General features: G+C 68.1%; 18 protein-coding genes. 6 read left to right on the top strand and 12 right to left on the bottom strand.

Going from position 1 to position 25435, the window contains the following annotated elements; genetic code table 11:
• Window positions 1–5: 5 nt before the first annotated feature.
• The 5 genes from rodA to AC1DOX_RS26630 form a co-directional block, all read right to left on the bottom strand.
• Window positions 6–1148, bottom strand: coding sequence for a rod shape-determining protein RodA (rodA, locus tag AC1DOX_RS26650; RefSeq protein ID WP_441624068.1), 1143 nt, complete (start codon window positions 1146–1148; stop codon window positions 6–8).
• Between the two features lie 14 nt (window positions 1149–1162).
• On the bottom strand, window positions 1163–3532 hold the full coding sequence (mrdA, locus tag AC1DOX_RS26645) for a penicillin-binding protein 2 (protein WP_441624066.1): 2370 nt from the start codon (window positions 3530–3532) through the stop codon (window positions 1163–1165).
• Between the two features lie 39 nt (window positions 3533–3571).
• A complete protein-coding gene (mreD, locus tag AC1DOX_RS26640; protein ID WP_092138305.1) occupies window positions 3572–4084 on the bottom strand; it encodes a rod shape-determining protein MreD in 513 nt (170 codons plus the stop codon).
• Window positions 4081–5067, bottom strand: coding sequence for a rod shape-determining protein MreC (mreC, locus tag AC1DOX_RS26635; RefSeq protein ID WP_441624064.1), 987 nt, complete (start codon window positions 5065–5067; stop codon window positions 4081–4083). The genes mreD and mreC overlap by 4 nt, the downstream gene beginning before the upstream one ends.
• 312 nt (window positions 5068–5379) lie before the next feature.
• Window positions 5380–6423, bottom strand: a complete 1044-nt coding sequence (locus AC1DOX_RS26630; protein ID WP_092138307.1) for a rod shape-determining protein — start codon at window positions 6421–6423, stop codon at window positions 5380–5382.
• An 883-nt stretch (window positions 6424–7306) separates the two neighbouring features.
• Between AC1DOX_RS26630 and gatC the strand changes: the two genes are divergently transcribed.
• The 5 genes from gatC to gatB all read left to right on the top strand — a co-directional run bounded on the left by gatC (window position 7307) and on the right by gatB (window position 12349).
• A complete protein-coding gene (gene gatC / locus AC1DOX_RS26625; RefSeq protein ID WP_441624523.1) occupies window positions 7307–7606 on the top strand; it encodes an Asp-tRNA(Asn)/Glu-tRNA(Gln) amidotransferase subunit GatC in 300 nt (99 codons plus the stop codon).
• 66 nt (window positions 7607–7672) lie between these two features.
• A complete protein-coding gene (gene gatA, locus AC1DOX_RS26620; RefSeq protein WP_441624522.1) occupies window positions 7673–9172 on the top strand; it encodes an Asp-tRNA(Asn)/Glu-tRNA(Gln) amidotransferase subunit GatA in 1500 nt (499 codons plus the stop codon).
• An 11-nt stretch (window positions 9173–9183) separates the two neighbouring features.
• On the top strand, window positions 9184–9651 hold the full coding sequence (locus AC1DOX_RS26615; RefSeq protein ID WP_441624521.1) for a hypothetical protein: 468 nt from the start codon (window positions 9184–9186) through the stop codon (window positions 9649–9651).
• Between the two features lie 114 nt (window positions 9652–9765).
• Window positions 9766–10782 carry a dienelactone hydrolase family protein gene (locus AC1DOX_RS26610; RefSeq protein WP_441624526.1) on the top strand — a complete coding sequence of 339 codons (1017 nt, stop codon included), beginning with the start codon at window positions 9766–9768 and terminating at the stop codon, window positions 10780–10782.
• Window positions 10775–12349: an Asp-tRNA(Asn)/Glu-tRNA(Gln) amidotransferase subunit GatB gene (gene gatB, locus AC1DOX_RS26605; protein ID WP_441624525.1), complete on the top strand. Its 1575-nt coding sequence runs from the start codon at window positions 10775–10777 to the stop codon at window positions 12347–12349. The genes AC1DOX_RS26610 and gatB overlap by 8 nt, the downstream gene beginning before the upstream one ends.
• Window positions 12350–12569: 220 nt before the next feature.
• Here gatB and AC1DOX_RS26600 read toward each other — a convergent pair whose 3' ends face one another.
• Window positions 12570–13568, bottom strand: coding sequence for a transglutaminase family protein (locus AC1DOX_RS26600; protein ID WP_441624524.1), 999 nt, complete (start codon window positions 13566–13568; stop codon window positions 12570–12572).
• Here AC1DOX_RS26600 and AC1DOX_RS26595 point away from each other — a divergent pair.
• Window positions 13529–13675: a hypothetical protein gene (locus AC1DOX_RS26595; protein WP_441624527.1), complete on the top strand. Its 147-nt coding sequence runs from the start codon at window positions 13529–13531 to the stop codon at window positions 13673–13675. The genes AC1DOX_RS26600 and AC1DOX_RS26595 overlap by 40 nt on opposite strands.
• A 15-nt stretch (window positions 13676–13690) precedes the next feature.
• Here the strand turns inward: AC1DOX_RS26595 and AC1DOX_RS26590 are convergent, their stop codons facing one another.
• From AC1DOX_RS26590 to kdpC, 6 genes are all read right to left on the bottom strand, one after another.
• On the bottom strand, window positions 13691–16309 hold the full coding sequence (locus AC1DOX_RS26590; RefSeq protein WP_441624520.1) for a circularly permuted type 2 ATP-grasp protein: 2619 nt from the start codon (window positions 16307–16309) through the stop codon (window positions 13691–13693).
• 122 nt (window positions 16310–16431) lie between these two features.
• The gene (locus tag AC1DOX_RS26585) at window positions 16432–19956 is read right to left on the bottom strand and encodes a transglutaminase family protein (RefSeq protein ID WP_477101577.1); all 3525 of its coding nucleotides are present in this window, start codon (window positions 19954–19956) and stop codon (window positions 16432–16434) included.
• Window positions 19957–20073: 117 nt separating this feature from the next.
• Window positions 20074–20748 (bottom strand): tetratricopeptide repeat protein, encoded by a 675-nt coding sequence (locus AC1DOX_RS26580; RefSeq protein ID WP_441624362.1) that lies wholly within the window; start codon window positions 20746–20748, stop codon window positions 20074–20076.
• 288 nt (window positions 20749–21036) lie between these two features.
• Complete coding sequence (gene kdpE / locus AC1DOX_RS26575) at window positions 21037–21732, bottom strand: two-component system response regulator KdpE (RefSeq protein ID WP_092138324.1); 696 nt, start codon at window positions 21730–21732, stop codon at window positions 21037–21039.
• A gap of 1 nt (window position 21733) precedes the next feature.
• A complete protein-coding gene (locus AC1DOX_RS26570) occupies window positions 21734–24679 on the bottom strand; it encodes a DUF4118 domain-containing protein (RefSeq protein WP_441624360.1) in 2946 nt (981 codons plus the stop codon).
• Between the two features lie 117 nt (window positions 24680–24796).
• On the bottom strand, window positions 24797–25417 hold the full coding sequence (gene kdpC, locus AC1DOX_RS26565; RefSeq protein ID WP_441624351.1) for a potassium-transporting ATPase subunit KdpC: 621 nt from the start codon (window positions 25415–25417) through the stop codon (window positions 24797–24799).
• Between the last annotated feature and the right edge of the window lie 18 nt (window positions 25418–25435).

The raw sequence follows: 25435 nt of genomic DNA, 5'->3' as shown, positions 1-25435 counted from the left end.
CCACGTCAGGTCTGGATCAGCCGCTTCTGACGAGAGATGCTCATCAGGATGCCGATCCCCATGCCCAGCGTCACCAGCGCCGTGCCCCCATAGCTCAGCAGTGGCAGCGGCACGCCCACCACCGGCAGAATGCCGCTCACCATGCCCATGTTGACGAAGGCGTAGGTGAAGAAGATCAGCGTGATGGCCCCCGCCAGCAGGCGCGAGAACAATGTCGGCGCATTGGCGGCAATATAAAGCCCCCGGAAGATCAGCATGAGGTACAGCACCAGCAGCACCGCATTGCCGATCAGGCCAAACTCCTCGGAAAACACCGCGAAGATGAAGTCGGTGTGCTTCTCCGGGATGAACTCCAGGTGAGTCTGCGTGCCCTTGAGCCAACCCTTGCCGGTGACGCCGCCCGACCCGATCGCGATGATCGACTGGATCGTGTGGAAGCCCTTGCCAAGTGGATCGGTGGTCGGGTCCAGCAGCGTGCAGATACGGTGCTGCTGGTAATCGTGCAGGATCGGCCAGTTCACGCCGGGCGCGCAGATCTGGTTTTGGTAGGTGACCACCAGGGTAACGGCCACGACGCCGATGCCCAGGATGGGCAGGATAATCCTCCAGGACAGGCCGGCGAAGTAGATCACGTAGATCCCGGCGGCCGCCACCAGCAGCGCCGTACCCAGGTCGGGCTGCTTGGCGATCAGGCCGACGGGGACGCCCAGCAAGATGAGCGCGACGACGAAGTCGAACCATCGGATCACGCCCTCGCGCTTCTGGAAGTACCACGCCAGCATCAGCGGCATGGAAATCTTCATGATTTCCGACGGCTGGATCACCATGCCCACGTTGAGCCATCGCCGCGCGCCCTTGCGGATCAGGCCGAACATGGCCACTGCGATCAGCAGCGCCACGCCCACCGTATAGAGCGGCACGGCAACGCGCATCAGCAGCTGCGTGGGCATGTAAGCGATCACTAGCATCACCACGTACGACAGCAGGATGTTGCGCAACTGGTCTTCCACGCGGCCGGGCATGTCGATGGCGGCCGAGTACAGCGCGACGATGCCAGTGGCAAACAGCAGGAAGACGATCAGGGCGAGTGGCTTGTCAAAGCCGGTAATGGCGGTCCGGATGACGGACGCGACGCGGCGTTTATCCATGGCGCTCGTCTCCTTTATTCGGAAGCAGTGTTGCGGGGCACACCGGCACCCGCCACATTGACGGGTTTCGCACGCGGCTTGGCCGGCGCGGGGGCCGATGCCGGACTGACGCGCGGCGCGGGCGGCGGCGCCGAGGCCGGCGGCTTGCTGTGACCCAGCGCCTGCAGCATACGCTCGTCGAGCGTGGCCACGGCGGAAGCGGGCGCGATGGCCGCCGGGTCGAGGCGGTTGGCGATCGATTCGGAGGCCGACCGTGCGGCGGTGGTAGCGCTGGCGGGTGCGCCCGGCGCGCCCGATGCTGCCGCCGCGATGGCAGCCGGTGCGCTGGCCCCTGCCGCGGACGCGCCAGCCACGGGGGCCGTCTGCATCACCGTGGCGGTGGCCGCGTTGGCGGTCTGGCCGGTCGTGAACACGCTCGGGGTATCCACGGGCGGCTTGCCGCCGGCACGCTCGCGCTCCGACGGGGGCGGCGCGCTGGCCTGCAGTTCCTCGGGCCACTTGCCCAGCAGGTAGTAATCCATCACCTTGCGCGCGATCGGCGCGGCCACGGCGGCGCCGAAGCCGGCGTTCTCCACGATCAGCGCCAGCGCGATCTTGGGATTGTCCGCCGGGGCAAATGCCGTATAGAGCGAATGGTCGCGCTTGCGTTCGTCGATGGCGTGGTGGTTGTACTTCTCGTTCTTGCCCAGCGTATAGGTCTGGGCGGTACCGGTCTTGCCGGCGGATTCGTAGGCGGCGCCCGCAAAGACACGCGCGGCGGTGCCGGAATGGGTCACGGCGACCATGGCGCGCTTGATCACGTCGATGTCCGCCTGCTTGAGCGGGATACGGTAGCTTTCCTTGGGCACCGTCAGCGTGCGCTGGCGCGAGACCGCATCCTCGACGGCCTTGACCAGGTGAGGCTTCATCGCCGAGCCATTGTTGACGATGATCGACACCGCGTTGGCCAGTTGCAGGATCGTGAAGCTGTTGTAGCCCTGCCCGATGCCCAGCGAAATCGTCTCGCCGTCATACCACTTCTGCTGCTCGGGCTTGCGGTATGCCTTGCGCTTCCATTCGGTCGACGGCAGGATGCCGCGGCTTTCGCCCTCGATGTCGATGCCGGTGACCTGGCCGAAGCCCAGCGGCTTCATGAAGTCGTGGATCGCGTTGACGCCCATGTCGCGGGCCAGCGCGTAGTAGTAGGTATCGCAGGACTGGACGATCGATGCCTGCATATCCACCCAGCCGTGTCCGCCCGGCTTGTCGTCGCGGAACGTGTGGTTGCCCAGCGTGAAGAAGCCCGGATCGTGCATCCCCCAGGCGGCGGTGCGCTTGCCCGTGGTCAGTGCGGCCAGCGCCATAAACGGCTTGTACGTGGAGCCCGGCGGATAGGTGCCGCGCAGCGGGCGGTTCAGCAGTGGCTTGTCCGGCGAGCCGTTCAGCTCGTCCCAGGTCTTGGAGTCGATGCCTTCCACGAACAGGTTCGGGTCGAACGTCGGCTTGGAGACGAAGGCCAGGATGTCGCCCGTTTCCGGCTCGATGGCCACCAGCGCGCCCCGGCGGTCGCCAAAGAGCTCCTCGGCCAGTTGTTGCAGGCGGATATCCAGCGACAGGATCAGGTTGTTGCCCGGCGTGGCGGGCGAGGTGGACAGCGTGCGGATCGGGCGTCCACCCGCGCTCACTTCCACTTCCTCGAAGCCGGTCAGGCCGTGCAACTCGGTCTCGTAGCTCTGTTCCAGGCCGATCTTGCCGATGTAGTTGGTGCCCTTGTAGTTATCCGCGTCCTTGCGCGGGTCGTACTTGGCGCCTTCGGCGTCGTTGGCCTCGTCGATCGCTTCAATGCGCTCCTGGTCGCGCTGGGAGATGCGCCCGAGGTAGCCGACCACGTGGCTTGCGGACTCGCCGAGCGGATACTGGCGGAACAGGCGCGCGCGCACGTCGACGCCCGGGAAGCGGAAGCGCTGCGCGGAGAACTTGGCCACTTCCTCATCGGTCAGCTGGCTGCGGATCGGCAGGCTCTCGAAGCTGCGCGATTCCTCGAGCAGGCGCTTGAAGCGGCGGCGGTCGCGTGGCTGGATGTCGACCAGCGAGGACAGGGCCTCGATGGTGTTGTCGAGCGTGTCAGTCAGCTTGGACGGTGTGATTTCCAGCGTGTACGCGGAATAGTTTCGCGCCAGGATCACCCCGTTGCGGTCCATGATGATGCCGCGGTTGGGCTCGATCGGCGCCACGGAGATGCGGTTGTCCTCGGCCTTGGCCGAGTACTGGTCATGCTTGTACCACTGCAGCCACAGGAAGCGGGTGAACAGCAGCCCGAAGCAGATCACCGTAAACAGGGCGGCAGCCGCCACGCGGATGCGGAAGCGGCCGATTTCCAGTTCGACGTTGCGGATTTCGGTCATGGAGGTACTGCGGGCGGCGTGGGCGGTTTCCCGGAGGGGTTAGATAGGACGTGTTTCGTCCACGTCGTGCGACCGGCGTTGCGGCGCCAGCAGCAGGCTCGTGGCCAGCGGCCACAGCAGCGCCTCGATGCCGGGCGCCAGCAGCAGCGGCCAGCCGGGCAGCGGCGCGCCCATCGCCAGGCGGATCATCACCGGCACCGCGTGCGCAACGAACAGCAGCGGCAGCACATGCAGCGCCTGCGCGTAGACCGAGAACCACAGCACGCGACGATGGATCGTGATCGCGAAGTAGGCCAGCAGCGTATAGGCCATGGCGTGCTCGCCCAGCAGCCGGGCATCGTGCACATCCATCAGCAGGCCGAGCGCAAACGCCACACCCATGCCCACCTTGCGCGGCTGGTGGATGTTCCAGAACACCAGCACCAGCGCCACCATGTCCGGAATCCACAGCGTGGAACCCCAGGGCATCAGGTTGAACAGGAACGCCAGGATGAAGCTCAGTGCGATGAACGCGGGATTGACCGGACGCAGCAGGTATTGGGGGTTGGTCACCTTGCGGGCTCCGTGGCGGATTTCTCGGCAGACTTGTCAGCAGCCGCCTTGTCGGCGGATTTCTGGTCCGCCCCGGCACGCGCGGCGGCGGAACGCGCCCCCCGCTCGGCCTTCTGCGGCTTTTCCTCTTCCGCCGGCCGCGGCGCCAGGCCGGACTCGTAGCGCACCACCAGCAGTTGCCGATGCGAACGCACGCCGGCCACCGGCTCGCAGTACACGCGCGAGAACGCCGTATCGGCCTTGCGCTCGATGTGGACGATCTTGGCCACCGGCAGGCCCGGGGGATACGTGCCGTCGAGCCCGGACGTCACCAGCAGGTCACCCTGCTGCAGGTCAGCCGATGCCGCCATGAAACGCAGGTCCAGCTGGCCGGCGCGCGAGCCGCCAAAGGCCACGCTGCGCAGGCCGTTGCGGACCACCTGCACCGGGATCGCCTGATCCTTGTCGGTCAGCAGCGTCACTTCGGACTGGAACGGCGATACGCGCGTGATCTGGCCGATCACACCGCGTTCGTCGATGACCGGGTAGCCGGCGCGCAAGCCCTGGGTGCTGCCGCGATCGATCACGATGCGCTGGCTGTAAGGATCGCGGGCGTCGTAGAGGATCTCGGCCGCCGTGACCGGCGTGGCCGACTGCTGCGTCAGGTTCAGCAGCTTGCGCAGCTGGTTGTTCTCCGCTTCCAGCTGGGACTGGCGTACGGCGGCGTTGGCCTGCTCGACGGCATTGCGGCGCAGATCACGGTTTTCCGTGGCCAGCGTCACCGAGGACTGTGCATAGTCGAAAACGCTCCGCAGGGCATCGCGCGGCACAAGCACCACGCGTTCCACGGGCATCAGCACCGTGGCGGCGACCTGCCGGGCAATGCGCATGGCATCGAAGCGCGCGTCGACGATCAGCAGCGCGAGCGCGATCGCCACGAAGATGACCAGGCGTGCGACGGCTGAAGTGCCTTGCTTGAAGAGCGGCGGTGGGGAGTAATCCATTTACCCGTGCGCAGGCGGAGTCGACCCGCCAGCCGGCGCGCGCACCGGGAATCGGGCGCGGCGGGCATGACCAGCGGGGGCGAAAAAAACAGTACGGCGTACCGCGATGACGATGACGGAAGCAGCGACGGCAGCGGGGCTGGCATCGGCGCCTGCAACAGGGTCCACAACAGGACCCGCAGCGGGCGCCAGCCCGACCCGGGCCGCGGTGACGACGCACGCGCCGGCCGGCTGGCCGACTCGCGCGCGGCGCGCCGACCCGGTTGTTGGGCGCGGCAGGCCGCGTGTCGCCACGTTATGTCCCTGCCTCGATTACTCGTAGGAGAAGATGCTGCCCAGCTTGTCCATGCGCTCCAGTGCCATGCCCGAGCCGCGCACCACGCAGGTCAGCGGATCTTCGGCCACCAGCACCGGCAGGCCGGTTTCCTCGGCCAGCAGGCGGTCCAGGTCGCGCAGCAGCGCACCGCCGCCGGTCAGCATCATGCCGCGCTCGGCGATGTCGGCGCCCAGTTCCGGCGGGGTCTGTTCCAGCGCGATCTTCACGGCGGACACGATCTGGTTCAGCGGATCGGTCAGGGCTTCCAGGATTTCGTTGGACGACACCGTGAAGGCGCGCGGGATGCCTTCGGACAGGTTGCGGCCCTTGACTTCCATTTCACGGACTTCGGAGCCCGGGAAGGCGGAGCCGATTTCCTTCTTGATGGCTTCGGCGGTCTGTTCGCCGATCAGCATGCCGTAGTTGCGGCGGATGTAGTTGACGATGGCTTCGTCGAACTTGTCGCCACCCACGCGGACCGAACCCTTGTAGACCATGCCGCCCAAGGAGATGATGCCCACCTCCGTGGTGCCGCCGCCGATATCGACAACCATCGAGCCCGACGGCTCCGACACTGGCAGGCCGGCGCCGATCGCGGCCGACATCGGCTCCTCGATCAGGTACACCTGGCTGGCGCCGGCGCCCAGCGCCGATTCGCGGATGGCGCGGCGCTCCACCTGGGTCGACCCGCAGGGTACGCAGATGATGATCCGCGGGCTCGGGCGCAGCAGCTTCGAGTCGTGGACCATCTTGATGAACTGCTTGAGCATCTGCTCGGTGACCGTGAAGTCCGCGATCACGCCGTCCTTCATCGGGCGGATGGCCTCGATGTTGCCCGGCACCTTGCCCAGCATCTGCTTGGCTTCCTTGCCCACCGCGGTGATGGTCTTCTTGGCGCTGGGGCCGCCTTCCTGCCGGATCGCCACGACCGACGGCTCGTCCAGGACGATGCCCTTGTCGCGCATATAGATCAGGGTGTTAGCGGTACCCAGGTCGATGGCCAGGTCGTTGGAGAAATAGCTGCGGAGAAATCCGAACATCAGGAATCCTGTCTTCTGTTGGTTCGCGGGTATGCGAAACGGCCGGCGCCGTGTTCGGCCCGGCCATCAATTCGTTTGCAAGGGTAATGGTTCACGGCTCCCCCGGTGCGCTGCGGCCCACGCCAGCATGGCCGGCGTGCCCCGGTACCGGCGGCGGCAGGCGCATGCCTCCGATCACCGGCGATCCGCAACCGGCGCGACCTGCACGCCGGACCTACGGGAACCTTTGATTAGACTCTGCGCGAAAGTTCGCCGCCAGATGCGCCGGACAGGTAAAAAAACGCCTGACGATGGCAGTAGCCTAATCGGAGGAACCTGATTGTTACGCCTGAAAATGCAATGAAAACCTGCCGCTTATCGCGGCCATCCCTTCAGGCAAGACTTGGTCCAATCCACCTTCGGTATTCCGCATCCTCGCCGCGTTGCTGCCGCGACGATCATTGCGACAGTCATCACGAGTGTTGCGTGCCTGCGACGCCGCCGCTTTCGCGATCGCCGCGGAGCCCCTGGCGACCCGCCGGTCGTGCCCCAAAACGGGGGTCCGGCAGTGGCGACGGCATCACCGCCTGCCCGCACCGTCGCGCCCCATGTGGAGCCAGCGTTGCGGGGAGACTGCAGCGCGTAATGATACCTTATAATTCCGGCTGTTTCGGGGCGTTTGACCCCGTAATACTTGTAACTTCGACGATCCCTGGGGTGCCCCCCGGGCGCACCTGTCCGGCACGCCTCGGCCCTCCCGCCAGTGTGTCGCGCGCGGCGCCCCTCCGGCGCCCCGACGGCCGCCAAACGGTGCGCACCGGACCCGATCCGGCCGCCTGCCCGCCCCCCGGCCGCAACACCCCAGTCCGACGGACTGAACCCGGCGCCCGCGCCGCATCAAGCCATGGCTCTCGAACTCTCCGACGTCAAGCGCATCGCCCACCTGGCCCGCATCGAAACCAGCGATGCCGAGGCCGCGCAGACGCTTGTCCAACTGAACAATTTCTTCTCGCTCGTGGAGCAGATGCAGGCGGTGGACACGACCGGCATCGCCCCTCTGGCCCACCCGCTGTCGGCCGTGCGCGATGTCGCCCAGCGCCTGCGCGAGGACGTCGTCACCGAGACCAACCACCGGGACGACTACCAGCGCCCTGCGCCGGCCACCGAAAACGGCCTCTACCTGGTGCCGAAGGTCATCGAGTAACAACGGGGGCGTAATGCCCCGTTGCCCGCGAACCTTGCCCGCCACCCCAGACGCCACCCGACCGACATGCCCTTTTCCGCTGATTCCGTGACTTCCCTGCGCCAGATCGCCGACGCCCTGGCGGCGCGCTCCGTTTCCGCCGAGGAACTCGCGCGCGACTACCTGGCCCGTATCGATGCCGCGCGCGCGCTCAACGCGTTCACCGGTGTCAATCCCGACCTGACGCTGGCCCAGGCCCGCGCCGCCGACGCGCGCCGCGAACGTGGCCAGGCCACCCCGCTGACGGGCGTGCCCATCGCCCACAAGGACGTCTTCGTGACGCGCGGCTGGGCCTCCACCGCCGGCTCGAAGATGCTGGCCGGCTACGAGAGCCCGTTCGACGCCACCGTGGTCGAGCGCTTGGCCGACGCCGGCATGGTGACGCTGGGCAAGACCAATATGGACGAATTCGCGATGGGTTCGTCGAACGAGAACTCGTACTTCGGCCCGGTCCGCAACCCGTGGGACACCAGCCGCGTGCCCGGCGGCTCCTCGGGCGGGTCCGCCGCCGCCGTGGCCGCCGGCCTGGCTCCGGCCGCCACCGGCACCGACACGGGCGGCTCCATCCGCCAGCCGGCCTCCTTTTCGGGCATTACCGGCATCAAGCCGACCTACGGCCGCGTGTCGCGCTACGGCATGATCGCGTTCGCTTCCTCGCTGGACCAGGGCGGCCCGATGGCCCGCACGGCCGAGGACTGCGCGATGCTGCTCAACGCCATGGCCGGCTTCGATCCCAAGGATTCCACGAGCCTGACACCCGCACAGGGCGGCGTGGACGAGGACTTCACGCGCCACCTGGGCCAGCCGCGTGCCGGCGCCAGCGCCGACAAGCCGCTGGCCGGCCTGCGCATCGGCCTGCCGCGCGAATACTTCGGCAAGGGCCTGTCCGCCGACGTCGAGCAGGCCGTGCGCGCCGCGCTCGCCGAATACGAGAAGCTGGGCGCCACGCTGGTGGATGTGACGCTGCCCAAGACCGAGCTGTCGATCCCCGTGTACTACGTGATCGCGCCGGCGGAAGCGTCGTCCAACCTGTCGCGCTTCGACGGCGTGCGCTACGGCCACCGCGCGGCCGAATACCGCGACCTGCTCGACATGTACAAGAAGACCCGCGCCGAAGGCTTCGGCCCCGAGGTCAAGCGCCGCATCCTGGTTGGCGCGTACGTGCTGTCGCACGGCTACTACGACGCCTACTACCTGCAGGCGCAGAAGATCCGCCGCATCATCGCCGATGACTTCCAGCGTGCGTTCGGCCAGTGCGACGTGATCATGGGTCCGGTGGCGCCGACGGTGGCCTGGAAGCTGGGCGAGAAGAGCGCGGACCCGGTGCAGATGTACCTGGCCGACATCTTCACGCTGTCCACCAGCCTGGCCGGCCTGCCCGGCATGAGCGTGCCGTGCGGCATGGGCGAGGGCAACATGCCCGTCGGCCTGCAGCTCATCGGCAACTACTTCGACGAAGCGCGCCTGCTGCAGGTGGCCCATGCATTCCAGCACGCCACCGACTGGCACCTGCGCCGGCCCGCCTGATCGCACCCGCCATGACTGACCGCGCGATCGTCGCCCTCCGCCTTGCCGCCGCCCTCGCCCTGGCCTCGGCCGTGGCTGGCTGCATCCCGATGCCGTTCGGCGGACGCTCCACGCCGATTGCCGCGCGGGACATCGACCTGGCCGGCGACTGCCGCCGCACCGAGGAAGACGGCTTCCGCGAGGATGCCCAGCTGCGCGTGTCGGACAACACCGTGCAGCAGCTCCAGTGGAAGCTGTGGGTCGGCAAGCGCGGATCGTGCACCTTCAACCTGGCGGACTTCCGCCAGGTCCGCAAGACGCCGCATATCGAACTGCGCGCCAACGACGGCAGCGCCTGCAAGCTGATGGTCTGGCAGGACCCGCGCCGCGTCACGCTGGCGCACGCCAACTGCCAGGCGCATTGCTCGCCGGGCATCTATGAGGAAGCCTGGCCCGTGATGTTCGAACCCGACACCGGCGCCTGCGCGCGCACGCGATAGCGCGTCCGCTGAACCACCATGCTGCGCCGCCGCCCCTACCCCACCCAGCCCGGCTTGCCGACGGTCCCGACCGTGGCGGGACGCTGGCTGCGCGCGGGCCTGGCGGCACTGGCGATGGGCGTGGCGCTGTTGTCGTCCGCGCCCGCCCAGACGCCCCCCGCTTCCTCATCTTCGTCCCTTGCTCCGGCTGCGCCGGCCCCGGTCTCTCTGGCGCCACTGACCGCACCCGTTGCCGCCCCCCTGCACGCGCCCAACAGCGCTCCAACCGCGCCGGCACCAATCGTCCAGCGCGTGGGGCTGCCCGCCGAGCCCGGCATGCCCACGCTCACGGGGTACTGGTTCGTGCCGCGCGAAGGCTCGGTGCCGCGCACGCAGGGGCTGCCGGTGGTGGTGGCGCTGCACGGCTGCGGCGGGCTCGACGACGTGCGCCGTGCCACTAGGCGCTCGGGCACCATCGAAGAAATCGTGGACCCGGCCGGCGCGCTCCAGGGCCGCTATCGCGAATACGCACAATGGCTCACCGAACGCGGCTACGCCGTGCTCATGCCGGACAGCTTTGGCCCGCGCGGCAAGACACAGGGCATCTGCACGGAAGCGCTCGATTCGCGCGCGATCGACGACAAGACGCGCCGCGCCGACGCGCTGGCCGCGCTGCGTTGGGTGGCCAGGCAGCCGGGCGTGGATGCGCGCCGCATCGTGCTGCTGGGCTGGTCCAACGGCGCGCAGGCGGTGCTGGCCACGATCGACGCCAGCCGGCCATGGCCCGCCGACACGCCCCCGATCGAGCGCGCCGTGGCGTTCTACCCGGGCTGCAAGCGCGCGGTACAGCAGCACAATTACCGGCTGCGCTCGCCGATCCTGCTGATGATCGGCGGCGCGGACGACTGGACGCCCGCCACGCGCTGCGCGATGTTGCAGAACGCGGTGCTGGCGCGCCAGCCCGAGGCGCGCTTCCGGCTGGAAATCTATCCGGGCGCGTATCACGGCTTTGACGGCACCAGCGAACTGCACATGCGCCGCGACGTCGCCGCGGCCCGTCACGGTGGCGGCGTCACCGTGGGCGGCGATGCCGTGGCACGCGTGGCCGCGCTGGCGCAGCTGGATTCGTGGCTGACCAGTCCCGATCCGTGAGCGGCGGCATCGCCAGGACGAGACAGAACAGAACATCGCAGAACACCGGCCGCGGCAAAACGCCCCGGCCCCGACAGAAACCGAACAGAAGACTCAAACCAGGAATACCGCCATGCAATGGGAAGTGGTGATCGGCCTGGAGACGCATACGCAGCTCTCCACGGCCTCCAAGATTTTCTCCGGCACCTCCACCGCCTTCGGTGCCGAGCCCAACACGCAGGCTTCGCCCGTGGACCTGGCGCTGCCGGGCGTGCTGCCCGTGCTGAACCGCGGCGCCGTCGAGCGCGCGATCCAGTTTGGCCTGGCCATCGGCGCGAAGATCGCACCGCAGAGCATCTTCGCGCGCAAGAACTACTTTTACCCTGACCTGCCCAAGGGCTACCAGATCAGCCAGTACGAGATTCCCGTCGTGCAAGGCGGCACCATCACGATCCAGGTGGAAGGCAAGCAGGGCGTCTACGAGAAAACCGTCAACCTGACGCGCGCCCACCTGGAGGAAGACGCCGGCAAGTCGCTGCACGAAGACTTCGCGGGCATGACGGGCATCGACCTGAACCGCGCCGGCACGCCCCTGCTGGAAATCGTGACGGAGCCCGACATGCGCAGCGCCGCCGAGGCCGTGGCCTATGCCAAGGCCCTGCACTCGCTGGTGGTCTGGCTGGGCATCTGCGACGGCAACATGCAGGAAGGTAGCTTCCGCTGCGACGCCAACGTATCCGTGCGCCCCGTCGGCCAGAAGGAGTTCGGCACGCGCCGCGAAATCAAGAACCTGAACTCGTTCCGCTTCCTGCAACAGGCCATCGAGTACGAGGTGCAGTGGCAGATCAACGAGATCGAAGACGGGCGCAAGATCGTGCAGGCCACGGTGCTGTTCGACCCGGATACCGGCGAAACCCGTGCGATGCGCACCAAGGAAGACGCGCACGACTACCGCTACTTTCCGGATCCGGACCTGATGCCGCTGGAGATCGATGCCGCCTGGATCGAGCGCGTGCAGCGCGACCTGCCCGAACTGCCGGCCGCCATGCAGGCACGGCTGGTGTCGCAATACGGCCTGTCGGCGTACGACGCAAGCACGCTGACCGCCACCAAGGCGATGGCGCAGTACTACGAGGCCGTGGTCGTCGCCGCCGGCGTGGCCAGCGCCAAGCCTGCCGCCAACTGGCTGATGGGCGACGTGGCATCGCAACTGAACCGCGAAGGCATATCGATCGATGAGGCCCCGGTGCGCCCCGCGCAACTGGCGAAGCTGCTGTCGCGCATCGCCGACGGCACGGTGTCGAACAACACCGCCAAGAAGGATGTGTTCCCGGCCATGTGGGCGGGCGAATCCGATGGCGACGCCGACGCCATCATCGCCGCCAAGGGCCTGAAGCAGATGTCCGACACCGGCGAGCTGGAGAAGATCATCGACGACGTGCTGGCCGCCAACGCCAAGTCGGTGGAGGAATTCCGCGCCGGCAAGGAAAAGGCCTTCAACGCGCTCGTGGGCCAGGCCATGAAGGCCACCAAGGGCAAGGCCAACCCGGCGCAGGTGAACGAACTGCTGAAGAAGAAGCTCGGCTGATACTGCTGCGTGCGGTGTCGAGAAAACCGGCTGCGCGAAAGCGTGGCCGGTTTTTTTTATGGGTTGGCGTTGATCTGTGGGGTGGGGGGCGCGGGGCGATCCTTTACGGTCGGTCGCTTCGTGAAAGCTCGAGGGGCGCGTGAGCAGGATTGCTCGCTAGTTGTTGTTGAGCCAACCAGTTGCGATACCGTTCTGCAATGCCACACAAAAGAAAGCCCATTCATGCCGGCGTTTCCCCGGGCGATGTCACCGGCACCACGCTGACCTCCACGTCGACGGTATGCTCGCCGCCGCCCACGATGACGCCGTGCAGCAGCGGCACGTCGCTGTAGTCGCGTGCGATGGCCAGCGTGACGTGGCGCGTGTCGGCCGGCACGTCATTGGTGGGATCGAGGTCGATCCAGCCATTCACGGGACACCACACGCCCGCCCACGCGTGCGACGCATCGGCACCCAACAGGCGCGGTTCGCCCGGTGGCGGATCGGTGCACAGGTAGCCGCTGACATAACGCGCCGCCAACCCCAGTGAACGCAGGCAGCCGATCATGACTTGCGCAAAGTCCTGGCATACGCCGCTGCGCAGCGCAAACGCCTCGAGCGCCGGCGTGTGCACCTCGGTACTTTCACCGTGGTATTCGAAGTCACGATGGATGCGGTGCATCAGGTCGATCGCTCCCGCCGCCACCGTCACGCCCGGTGCGAAGCTCCTGCGCGCATAGTCGCGCAGGTCCGCGTGCAACGCGACGTTGGGCGACGCGTAGACGAACTCGGTCTCCGGATGGAACGGCTGCCCCGCCTGATAGCGCAACAGCCGTGCGGCTTCCTGCCAGGGCGGGCTGCTGGCGGCATCGAGCTGCTGCCACCGTGGCGTCAGCGTGACCGTGCTTTGCGTGGTGAGCTGCATGGTGTCGTGCGGCACATCCAGCATGAAGTGCAGGACGTTATTGCCGAACGCGTCGGTGCGCACGTGCTGGTGCGACGGCGTCGGGTCGATTGCCGTCGCGTGACAGCTGACCGCCTGCCACGGGTACGACGGCGGGGTGACGACGGCGCGCTGCTGTGCGTGCTCCACCGGCCACGCATAGTGATACGTCGTGACGTGGTGGACGTTGAGCGTGGCCGGCTCGCAAGGCGACGCGCTATCGCCGTCCTGCGCGGCGAGGGGTGCTGGCCGGACGGATGATTCAGACGCCTCGGGCGAGCGTGACCGCTCCGGCAAGGCCGACGAAGCTGACGCCGGGCCTGATGAGCCTGTCGAGCCCGACGATGATCCTGACGCACCTGACGACCCCGACGAGCCTGACGGCACGGCCGGTGAAGGCGTAGCGAGGCGGTCGTCGCTCATGGCAGGTCGGTCTCCGGCGCCACGCCGGCGTGACTGAAATAGCGCCCGCCGATCTCGTCGGACAGCTTTGCCATGCGCCCGCCGAGCTGATCGCATAGTGCGGCAAGCGTCGAGTATCGGCCGCTCCGGTCGGCTTCACACAGCACCGTGCGCGACGGCAGCGCGCTGGCGGGCGGCAGCAGTTCGGCCAGCGGCACGCGCGACTGGCCCGTGGCCCCGGTCGGCAATTGGGCCAGCTTTTCGCGCAGGCGATCCAGCACGCCATAGAGGCCACGCGGATTGGTGGGTTCCAGCACCAGCAGGTCCACCAGCGCCGCGGTATCGGTGCGCCCCGGATACAGGGAGCGGAAGGTCAGCGTGCTGTCGAACAGGTGCAGCAGCAGGTCGAATCCGCTGCGCGACTGCAAGGCGCCACTGCGCTCGGCCACTTCCAGGAACAGAGACAGCACACCAAGACGCTCGATATGTCTGCCGATAAACACCAGCCGCCAGGCTTCGTCGCGCGACATGCGGTCCCCCTGCGCGCCGCTGATCGCCCCAAGCTGCATCGACAAATGCTCCAGCGCGGCCAGCACCTGCGAGCGGTCATAGGCGCCCTCGCGGCCACCCGGCGTCCCGGAAGGACACGCGGCGGCCGACATCGCATCGTGGAAATCATTGCGCGCGGCCAGGATCGTGCGCCAGTGATCGTTGGAGAGCCGGTTGCGAATCTCGTTGGCCGCGCGCGCATGACTGGCCAGCGTCTGCACCACGCCGGTCGTGCTGTTCACATCGGCCAGCGTAGCAACCAGATTGCGTTCGAACACGCGCAGCGAGGCTTGCGGCGATGGGGTCTGCGCCGGCACCAGTCCGAACCACTGTGCCAGCTGGCCGATCATGTTCAGTGTGCCGTCGTCGGTCTCGTCGTTCGACTCGATCGACCCGAGAATCTGGCGGCACAGGCGCACGGTGTTCTCGGCGCGCTCGGCATAGCGGCCGGCCCAGTAGAGATTTTCCGCCGCACGGCTGGACACGGCCAGCGGGCGTGACCCCGTCGGCGCAGCCAGCCCCGTGCGGCCCGCCAGCGGCACCGAGCCGGAGCCCTGGCTCGACAGCACCCAGGTATCCGCGCTGGTGCCGCCAAGCTGCATCGACACGGCCTCCAGGTTGGGCGGTGCCAGCCGCGTGAAGCCGCCCGGCATGACCTGCCATCCGCCATTGCCGTCCGCTATGGCAAAGACGCGCAGCATCGCCGCGCGCGAGCCGATGCGGCCGCAGCCACCTTCGTCAGGCTCCCAGCAGGGCATGTGCGACAGCGGCAGCGGCGCCTGCAGCGTGTAGCGGTCCGGCGCCTCGGCAATGCGATCGCGCCACTGGTCCAGCACCTGCAGCCCCCGCTCCATCCCGAGCCGCGGCTCGCCGGGCGATCTCGGATACGTCGGCATGACGAAGGCCTCGCTGAGCATGCCCATCGCTTCGGCCTGCGCGGCGGCCTCGCCGCACCACCAGCTGGACACGGCGGGCAGGATCAGCGTTTCATCCAGCAACGCCCGGGCGATGCCTGGCATGAACCCGTGGATGGCCGGCGATTCGAGGAAGCCGGCGCCCGGCACGTTCGACACCATCACGTTGCCCGCGCGCATCGCCTCCAGCAGCCCCGGCACGCCGATCGTCGAATCGCTGCGCAACTCCAGCGGATCGCAGAACACGTCATCCAGCCGGCGCAGGATCACGTCCACACGCTCCAGCCCGCCGAACGTCTTCAGGTAGACCACATCGTTGCGCACGGTGAGATCCTTGCCCTCGACCAGCGTGATGCCCAGGTAGCGCGCCAGGAACGTGTGCTCGAAATACGTCTCGTTGAACGGCCCCGGCGAAAGCAACACGATCTGCAGCCCGGTGCCAGACGCCAGCCCGGGCCCGTCATCCGTGGCCGCCACCAGCGGCGCATGAGCCAGCGTGGAGATCAGCTGCGCGAACGCTGGCGGCAACCGCCGCACGCGCATCTCGCGGAACGCATCGGCAAACTGGCCGGAGATGATCAGCCGGTTTTCCAGCGCATAGCCCATGCCCGATGGCGTTTCCGTGCGATGGGCGATCACGGTCCAGCCGTTCTCCGTGTGGACGAGGTCCATCGCCATCGTCTGCAGGAAGCTGCCGCCAGGCGGCTGATAGCCCTTGAGCGGCCGCATGTAGCCCGGGTGCCCGTAGACCAGGCCCGGTGGCAGCAGCCCCTTGGCCAGCAGCGTCTGCGGGCCATAGATGTCGGCCATGATCGCGTTGGCGAGCGTGGCGCGCTGCGCGGCGCCGGCCTCGATGACCGCCCAGTCTTCCTCGGACACGAGGAACGGAAACAGCTCGAGCTGCCACGCGCGCGTCTCGCTCTGGTCGGCGTAGACGTTGTACGTGACGCCGTTGTCACGGATCTGGCGCGCCACGGCGGCCGCGCGCACGTCCAGCGCTTCGGGGTGCAGATCGCCCAACACCGAAAAGAAGCGGGCCCACGCCTCCCGCAGCGTGCCGTCGGGAAGCCGCAACTCGTCAAGGTGGCCGGCCGGCACGGGCAGTGCCAGCCGGCCGGCCATGCTGGCGGGGCTGTCCAATCCGTCGAGAGGGAGCGACGACTGCGAGGGCAAGAGATGCGGTCTCCGTGGGGCCAGGGTGATTGGGCGTTATGCGGCGCGGTATGGGGCCCGGTATGAGGCGCTATGGTTCGTCATGATCGAGGCGTCATGGTGCGTCATGGTTGGATCGGCGCTCACGGCCCCGCCTGCCGCAGGTCCAGCGTGAACGGCATTTCCAGACTGCGTTGCATCGGTGGCGCCACGGTCCTGCCCGGCGTATGGCCGATCGTGAAGAAGCGTGCCAGCCGCCGGCTTTCCGCCTCGTAGGCGTTCACCGGGAAGGTCTGGTAGTTCCGTCCTCCGGGATGCGACACATGATACTGGCATCCCCCCAGGCTGCGCTCCATCCACGTATCCACGACGTCGAAGGTCAGCGGCGCGTGCGCCGCGATGGTCGGATGCAGCGACGAGGGCGGTGCCCACGCGCGGTAGCGCACGCCCGCCACGAACTCGCCGGCGCGCCCCGTCGGCTGCAGCGGAATGGCGCGGCCGTTGACCGTCACGACATGCCGGTTGTCATTCGCGCCCAGCACGCGCACCTCGATCCGCTCGACCGACGAATCCACGTAGCGCACGGTGCCGCCCGCCGCGCCCTCCTCGCCCATCACGTGCCACGGCTCCAGCGCCGCGCGCAGCGTCAGCGACAGGCCGGCCACGTCGACCTCGCCCACGCGCGGGAAGCGGAATTCGAAGTGCGGCGCGAACCAGGAGGACTCGAACACAAACCCGGCCGCGCGCATCTCGGCCAGCACATCGTCGAAATCCATCTGGATGAAGGTGCTCAGCATGAAGCGGTCATGCAACGCCGTGCCCCAGCGGGTCAGCGGCGCGGTGTACGGCGTACGCCAGAACCGCGCCACCAGCGCGCGCAACAGCAGCTGCTGCACCAGGCTCATGCGCGCGTGCGGCGGCATCTCGAACGCGCGCAGTTCCAGCAGGCCGAGCCGGCCCGTGGCGCCATCGGGCGAATAGAGCTTGTCGATGCAGAACTCGGACCGGTGGGTGTTGCCGGTCACGTCCACCAGCAGGTTGCGCAGCGCGCGGTCGATCACCCACGGCGGCATGTAGCCGCCAGGGCCGCCCTCGCGCAGATCGAGCTGGCGACGCAATTCGGCAAACGCGATCTCCAGCTCGTAGACCTGGTCGTTGCGCGCTTCGTCGACGCGCGGCGCCTGGCTGGTCGGGCCGATGAACAGGCCCGAGAACAGATAGGACAGCGCCGGGTGGTTGTGCCAGTACGCGATCAGGCTCGCCAGCACATCGGGCCGGCGCAGGAACGGGCTGTCCGCAGGCGTGGCGCCACCCAGCACGAAGTGATTGCCGCCACCGGTGCCGGTATGGCGTCCGTCGACCATGAACTTCTCGGTGGACAGATAAGACTCGTGCGCGGCCTGATAGAGGAATTCGGTGTGATCCACAAGTTCGGTCCAGTTGCTGGCCGGGTGGATGTTCACCTCGATCACGCCCGGGTCCGGCGTCACCTGCAGCAGCTTCAGGCGCGGATCGCGTGGCGGCGGATAGCCTTCCATCACGATCTTCATGCCGAGTGCCGCCGCGGTGGCCTCCACCTCGGCCACCAGCGCAAGGTAGTCCTCCAGCACCGTCAGCGGCGGCATGAAGACGTAGAGGATGCCGCGCCGGCCCTGCGTCGATTCCAGCGCCATCGATTCCAGTTCGACGGCGGGACCGGCAGCACGGCTCGGATGGCGAATCTCCACGCAAAGCGCGGTACGAATGATGTCGGCGGCCGATTCCCCGCGCGCCGGGGCGCGGGCCGTGGCGCTGCCGCCGGCGCCGGCCGCGAGTCCGGCACCCGCACCGACTCCGGCGCCGTTGCCACGCGCCATCGCACGACGTGCGGCCATCGCCGCCGGGCTGAAGTCGCCGTGCGGCGCGGTGGCGGTGGACGTGGGCAGCGCCCCGCCCGGCGACTGCCGGCGTAGCGGCGTGACCGCCGGCAACGGCGCGCGAGGGGCGAACGGATCCTGCGCGAATTGCCAAGGGTAGTCGGCCTTGCTCACCCAGGGCAGCGAATCGAGCGGCAGACGATAGCCCATCGGTGAATCCCCGGGCAGCAGGTACATGCGTTCCTCACGCAGGAACCAGGAGCCGCTGACCCACGGGGCGCCATCGGGCGATGGCGTCTCCTCGCTGTTCCGTGCCAGCGGCAGCGCGTAGCCGGTCACGCGCGACAGGCCGCCATCGAACACGCGCCGCAGCCGCACGCGCTCCATTTCGTCTTCGAGACGCGCTTCGAGCGGATCGACGTTGACCGGCAACTGACGTTCGCGCCAGAGGTAGTACCAGACATCCTCGTAGCCGGGCTGGATGCACGCCGTGTCCAGTCCCAGCCGCGTGGTCAGAGTCTCGAGGAAGCGCCTGGCGTCGGCATCCGTGTAGGCGTCGGGTTCGCGCTCGTCGGCGAACCGCGACGGGTCCTGCCAGCACGGCACGCCGTCCGCACGCCAGCAGATGGATAGCGCCCAGCGCGGCAGTTGTTCCCCGGGGTACCACTTGCCTTGCCCGAAATGGAGGAACCCGCCCTCGCCATAGTGCGCGCGCAGCTTGTGCACCAGTTCGGTGGCCAGCCCCCGCTTGGTGGGCCCGAGCGCGTCGGTGTTCCACTCCGCGCCGTCGCGGTCCCGGACCGCAACGAAGGTCGGTTCGCCGCCCATCGTCAGGCGTACGTCCATGTCCTGCAACTGGCGATCCACGGCGGCGCCGGCGGCGTCGACGGCCGTCCACTGCGCCTCCGTATAGGGCTTGGTCACGCGCGGCGATTCGTAGATGCGCGTGATCGACATGAGATGCTCGAACGACACCTCGCACTCATCCACGGCGCCGCTAACCGGTGCCGCGCTGCTGGGCTCCGGCGTGCAGGCCAGCGGGATGTGGCCTTCCCCGGCCAGCAGGCCGGAGGTGGGATCGAGCCCGATCCAGCCGGCGCCGGGCAGGTAGACCTCGCACCACGCATGCAGGTCGGTGAAGTCGGCCTCCGCGCCGCTCGGGCCATCCACGGCCTTCACGTCCGGTGTCAGCTGCAGCAGATATCCAGACACGAAGCGCGCCGCCAGCCCGAGGTGGCGCAGGGTCTGCACCAGCAGCCAGCCGGTGTCGCGGCAGGAACCGGAGCCGTTTTCCAGCGTGACCTCCGGCGTCTGCACCCCCGGCTCCATGCGGATCAGGTAGCGGATCTCGTCCTGCAGGCGCTGGTTCAGGGCGACGAGGAAATCCAGCGTGCGGCGCGGCGTGCGGTCGATGCTGGCGACGAACGCGGCAAAGCGCGGCGTCAGTTCACCACGCGCCAGGTACGGCGCAAGATCGTGCTCGAGGCCATCGGCGTAAGTGAACGGGAACTGCTCCGCCGACGGTTCCAGGAAGAAGTCGAACGGGTTGTAGACCGACATCTCGGCCACGAGGTCGACGGTGACCTTGAATTCCGTGGTCGCCTCGGGGATGACCAGCCGCGCCAGGTAGTTGGAGAACGGGTCCTGCTGCCAGTTGACGAAATGCTGCGCGGGTTCGATGCGCAGCGAGTAGGACAGGATTGGCGTCCGGCAATGCGGCGCCGGGCGCAGGCGTACGACCTGCGGTGACAGCTTCACCGGACGGTCATAGCGGTAATGCGTGACATGGTTCAGCGCGACGTGCGTAGCCACTACGACCTCCCGGGTTGCGGTGAAAACAGTCAGTGAATGTCAGGTGAACATCCGCATCCGATCAAGCAAGACTTGTACCGCCCCGGGAACGGGCGCGCCGGCCCGGATCCGGCGACGTCACATGGAGCCGCCGTTCTTTGCCCGCAGCCCTTCCTCCAGCAACGACCGCAGCTTGGCCAGTGCGCCGGGATCGCCGTGGGCGGCGGCCCGGGCGTACCAGATCTTGGCCTGCTCGATGTCCTTGTCCACCACGCCGGGTTCGCCGCGCTCGTAATAGCTGCCGACGATGTATTGCGCACCACCATCACCCGCCGTGGCGGCCCGGCTGTACCAGGTAAACGCCTTGCCATAGTCGCGCGCCACGCCGCGACCCGTGAAGTAGTTGGTGGCCAGCGCCATCTGTGCCTGCACGTGTCCGCCCTGCGCCGCGCGCTCGTACCAGCGGTTGGCCTCTTCGAGCGACTTCGGCACCAGCTCGCCCCGCTCGTAGAGATCTCCGAATGTGTACTGCGCGTGTGTCATCTGGTTGTCAGCGGCCTTGCGCAGCCAGATCAGGGCCTCCTGCGGCTTCTCGGGCGTACCTTCCCCGCGGAGCAGCATCATGGCGTAGTTGAACTGGGCAAGGCGGTTGCCTTTCTGGGCGGCGGCGGCAAATCCCTGGATGGCGACGTCGAAACGGCCCGCCTCGTAGGCCGCGACGGCTTCCCGGGTCTGGGCCTGGGCGGGCGCCGGGGGTTCCGTGGCCGATCGGGCCGGCGGGGCGAGCAGCCCAAGGATGACGGCCAGTGCCATGGCGACGGCAGCTCGGCGGATCTGGGGGGCGAAGGATGCGGGCATGGCGGGCATGACGGGCTCCGGGAGTCCTGCTGGGGGCGTCGGGGCGCTTCTGGTTCAGTGTAGTGGGGATGATATGGAGTTGCCGCCCATATAGTCAGGAAGAATTATCATGCCGCAATGTCAATCCTGATCATTATTCCCATCAATATCTTCGCTTTACCTTCACCCCCATTCCCGCCAGTTCCACGCCGCGGCGCCGGCGTCCGCTTCCTCTTCCGGCCTTGTCACGCCCTGCACCGGGCCTCAGCCCGCAAACCGGTATCCGACCCCCACCTCTGTTAACAAGTGCGCGGGTTGCGCCGGGTCGGTCTCGAGCTTGTGACGCAGGTGGCCCATATACACACGAAGATAGTGGCTGCTTTCGGCGTGCGACGGACCCCATACCTCCCGCAGCAATTCCCGGTGCGTCATCACCTTGCCGCGATGCGCGATCAGCACCGCCAGCAGGCGATACTCGATCGGCGTCAGGTGCACCTGGGCCTGTCCGCGCATGACGAGCCGGTTGGCCAGATCCACCTGGACATCGCCGAATGTGATCTGGGGCGTGCCCTGCGGATTCAGCCGGGCATGCCGGCGCAGCAGCACCCGCACGCGCGCCACCAGTTCGCCCACGCCAAACGGCTTGGTCAGGTAGTCATCGGCGCCCGCGTCCAGCGCGGCGATCTTGTCGGCCTCGTCGGTACGGGCCGACAGCACCAGCACCGGCACCTCGGTCCAGGTCCGCATTTCGCGGATCAGCGTCATGCCGTCGCCATCGGGCAGGCCGAGATCAAGGATGACCACGTCCGGCTGGCGCGTCCCCGCATCGATCAGGCCGCGCTTGAGCGTTTCCGCCTCGTGCACGGTGCAGCCCTCGGCCTGCAGCGATTCCCGCACGAAACGGCGGATGTGGGGTTCGTCCTCGACCACCAGCACGGTCGGCGAAAAGTCGAATGGCATCTCAGTCAGGGTCCTTGTCCTGCGGTGCAACAGTTGCGATGTGCGCGATGCCGGACACCTCCGGCAGGGCGACATCCGGGATTTCGGGCTCGATGTCCGGCGGATTGCCGCGCGGCAGTGCCAGCGTGAAGCACGCGCCACGCGACTCCGTCTGGCCATGCCGGTCGTTCAGCCCCGGTTGCGCGTGGCCTGGCTCGACCCAGATACGGCCGCCGTGTGCCTGCAGGATGGCCTCGCAGACCGCAAGCCCGAGGCCCACGCCTGCCGTGGCGGATTCCCGTTCGCCGCGCGTGAACTTCTCGAAGATACGGCGCTCCTCTCCAGCCGGCACGCCCGGGCCGTCATCCTCGACGGTGAGGCGGAATTCCTCGCCCACCACGGCACCGTGAATGCGGATCGCGGTACCCGACGGCGTGTACTTGCCAGCGTTCTCGAGTAGGTTGCACAACACCCGCTCCATCAGCACGCCATCGCATTCCACCAGCGGCAGTGTCGACAGGTCCGCCACCTGCACCGGATGACCGGCCAGCGCGTCACGCATCGACGCCAGCGCCGCTCCCACCAGCTCCTCCATCGACTGCCAGCCCCGCTGCATCGGCACGTCATGCCGCTGCAACCTGGCCATGTCGAGCAGGTTCACGACCATCGTGCGCATGCGCTGGGCCTGGCCGCGCATGGCTTCGACGGTCACCGCCACCTCGGCCGGCAGCGGCGGTTCCACGCGCTGAAGCGTCTCCGCCATGCCGATCAGGCCCGTCAGCGGCGTGCGCAAATCATGCGACACCGCCGCCAGCAGCGAACTGCGCAAGCGTTCCGACTCGATCGACACCAGCGCGCGCTGTGCCACTTCCACGTAGTGCAGGCGCTCGATCGCAATCGCGATCAGCGTGGTGAACACATCGGCCTGCCGGCGCAGCTCGGGCTCGGCCAGCGCGCGCCACGCGCGCGGCTCCACGGCCAGCACGCCGCGCGTCTGCATCGGCGCCTTCAGCGGCAGATACAGCACCGTACTGCCCGGCAACGTATGCGTGCCCGTGCCAGCCGGCTGGCCGTGGTCGAACACCCATTGCGCCAGCACGGTGTCGATGGCTTCCCCCTTGTCGCGCGCGTGCGCATCCACGCCGTGCCGCGCGCGGTCTTCCCGCGCCTGGCCCTCCGATATCGGCACCAGCCGGCCCTGATCGGACACCAGGAAGAACGTGGCATGCGCGTCGAACGCAGCACGCAGGAAGCGGCCACCGATCTCGACGATCTGTTGCGTGGTCAGCGCTGCCGAGAGTTCGCGTGCCAGCTCGTAGAGCGTGCGCGCATCGGTCTCGCGGCGGACCGCCACCTGCGCCTGCTCGCGCAACCCGGCCGTGAGCTGGCCGATCACCAGCCCGACGGTCAGCATCACCAGGAAGGTCAGCAGGTACTGCACATCGCTGACTGCAAACGACATGCGCGGCGGCACGAAGAAGAAATCGAACGCCGCCACGGCCACCACGGACGCCAGCGCCGCCGGACCACGCCCGTGCCGCAGCGCCACGCCGACCACCGCCGCGAGAAACAGCATCGCGATATTGACGAGGTCGAACCACGGCCGCGCGAGCATCGACAACGCCGTCGCCCCCGCGCACCAGACCGCGGCCCAGCCGTAGTCCAGGCGGCGCACGCGGGCCTGTTCCGTATCGGCCTCGGCATTGCCCCCGACATCGGCTGGTAGCGGCGGCGGCCGCACATCCCCACCGGCGGCGCCGGCCGCGAACGTGCGGGGGCGCAGGTCGGCGCGCGTGGTGTCGGCCGCCACGCGGATCACGTCGATCTCCGGACAGCCGGCCGCCAGCGCATCGGCAAAGCTCTGCCGGCCGATCAGCCGATAACCCGCGCCAAGCAGCGGCGACAACGCGCGCGCCAGCCATGTCCGCCCCTGCTCGAGCCAGCCGCCCTCATGCTGCCAGTCCGTGCGTGCACGGCCCACCAGCACCTTGGTGAGGTTATGGCGGCGCACGTAGCCGGCGACGGCCTTGACCATGTCGTGACCCGCCAGCGTCTCGGTGCGCGCGCCAAGCTCCTCGGCCAGTTGCATCGCCGCACGCACGCGCACGCGCACGTCGTCGGATAACGGCATCAGGCGGGGTGTGGCGATGGTGACGACGTGCCAGTCGCAATCTAGCTGGCTGGCCAGTCGCCGCGCACTGCGCACCACCTGCTCGGCGTCGTCGCCGGTGCCGATGCAGGCCACCACGGCTTCCCGCGTGCGCCAGACGGGCTCGATCGACTCCGCATCGCGATATGCCCGCACGTCGTCATCGACGCGATCGGCAGTGCGCCGCAGCGCCAGCTCGCGCAGTGCGATCAGGTTGCCCTTGCGGAAGAAATTGCGTGCGGCGTGTCGCGCCTGCTCGGGCAGGTAGACCTTGCCTTCGCGCAGGCGGCGCAGCAGCTCGTCGGCGGGCAGGTCCACCAGGACGACCTCATCGGCGCCGTCGAAGACCGCATCGGGCACGGTTTCCCAGACGCGCACGCCGGTGATGCCACCCACGGCCTGATTGAGGCTATCCAGGTGCTGGACGTTGACCGTGGTCCAGACATCGATGCCTGCGGCCTGCAGTTCCTGGATGTCCTGCCAGCGCTTGGGATGGCGGCTGCCTGCGGCGTTGGAATGCGCCAGTTCGTCGACCAGTATCAGCGCGGGGCGGCGGGCGAGCGCGCCATCGAGATCGAACTCCTGCAGCACGCGGTCGCGATACGGGACGTCGCGCTGCGGCAGGCGATCCAGCCCATCCAGCAGCGCTTCGGTTTCCGCACGGCCATGGGTCTCGACGACACCGACCGCCACGTCCACGCCTTGTGAGCGCAACGCGCGGGCGGCGGCCAGCATGGCAAACGTCTTGCCCACGCCGGCGGATGCGCCAAAGTAGACGCGCAGCTTGCCGCGCGCGGCGCGTGCGCCCTCCGCCTGCATGCGCTGCAGCAGGACATCAGGGTCCGGGCGGGCGTCGGTCACGGTCGTCGAAAATGGCTGGTGATGACCGGGATTCTGCCACGGGACGCACCAGCGGTTCCCGCCCGGCGCGGGGCGTTACTTGGCCTCATCCAGCGCCAGATTCAGCTTCAGCACATTCACGCCCGGCTCGCCCAGCACCGCCAGCCCCGGCCCCTCGGAGTTCGCCGCGATCAGCGCGTTGACCTTCTCGACAGGAATCCCGCGCACCCGTGCCACGCGAGCGGCCTGGTACTTCGCCGCCGCCGGGCTGATCTGGGGATCGAGCCCGCTGCCGGACGCCGTCACCAGGTCCACCGGCACGGGTGCCGTGTTGCCCGGATCGGCCGCACGCAAGGCCTCGATGCGCGCCTTGGCGGCATCGGTCAGCGCGGGATTGGTCGGGCCCAGGTTCGACCCCACCGACCCCGCGCCGTTGTACGGCATCGGTGCGGTGGCGGACAAGCGGCTCCAGAAGTACTTCGGATCGGAGAACGGCTGGCCGATCAGTTCCGAACCCACGGTCTTGCCATCCTTGACGATCAGCGACCCTGCCGCCTGGTGCGGGAACACGGTGCTGGCGATACCTGTGACCACGCCGGGATACAGCAGGCCGGTCACGATCGACAGGCCAACGAAGATGGTCAGCGCCGGGCGCAGCGCGCCTTGCTGGCGCGGGGTCTCGGTCGGCAGGCCAGCGGCCTTGATGGGGGTATGCATGGAAAATCTCCGTTTGCG

This window comes from Cupriavidus sp. 01L415 (assembly GCF_056400065.1).
Note: the sequence above shows the minus strand (reverse complement) of the source record. Positions and strands in the feature narration are given on the sequence as shown.

Bases quoted from the DNA above. Each gene is read 5' to 3' on its own strand.
- mreC (WP_441624064.1), bottom strand. From the start codon at position 5,067: ATGGATTACTCCCCACCGCCGCTCTTCAAGCAAGGCACTTCAGCCGTC.
- AC1DOX_RS26630 (WP_092138307.1), bottom strand. From the start codon at position 6,423: ATGTTCGGATTTCTCCGCAGCTATTTCTCCAACGACCTGGCCATCGAC.
- AC1DOX_RS26615 (WP_441624521.1), top strand. From the start codon at position 9,184: ATGACTGACCGCGCGATCGTCGCCCTCCGCCTTGCCGCCGCCCTCGCC.
- AC1DOX_RS26610 (WP_441624526.1), top strand. From the start codon at position 9,766: ATGGGCGTGGCGCTGTTGTCGTCCGCGCCCGCCCAGACGCCCCCCGCT.
- kdpE (WP_092138324.1), bottom strand. From the start codon at position 21,732: ATGCCATTCGACTTTTCGCCGACCGTGCTGGTGGTCGAGGACGAACCC.
- AC1DOX_RS26595 (WP_441624527.1), top strand. From the start codon at position 13,529: ATGATTCAGACGCCTCGGGCGAGCGTGACCGCTCCGGCAAGGCCGACG.
- gatC (WP_441624523.1), top strand. From the start codon at position 7,307: ATGGCTCTCGAACTCTCCGACGTCAAGCGCATCGCCCACCTGGCCCGC.
- rodA (WP_441624068.1), bottom strand. From the start codon at position 1,148: ATGGATAAACGCCGCGTCGCGTCCGTCATCCGGACCGCCATTACCGGC.
- mrdA (WP_441624066.1), bottom strand. From the start codon at position 3,532: ATGACCGAAATCCGCAACGTCGAACTGGAAATCGGCCGCTTCCGCATC.
- AC1DOX_RS26580 (WP_441624362.1), bottom strand. From the start codon at position 20,748: ATGGCACTGGCCGTCATCCTTGGGCTGCTCGCCCCGCCGGCCCGATCG.
- kdpC (WP_441624351.1), bottom strand. From the start codon at position 25,417: ATGCATACCCCCATCAAGGCCGCTGGCCTGCCGACCGAGACCCCGCGC.
- AC1DOX_RS26570 (WP_441624360.1), bottom strand. From the start codon at position 24,679: ATGCAGGCGGAGGGCGCACGCGCCGCGCGCGGCAAGCTGCGCGTCTAC.
- gatA (WP_441624522.1), top strand. From the start codon at position 7,673: ATGCCCTTTTCCGCTGATTCCGTGACTTCCCTGCGCCAGATCGCCGAC.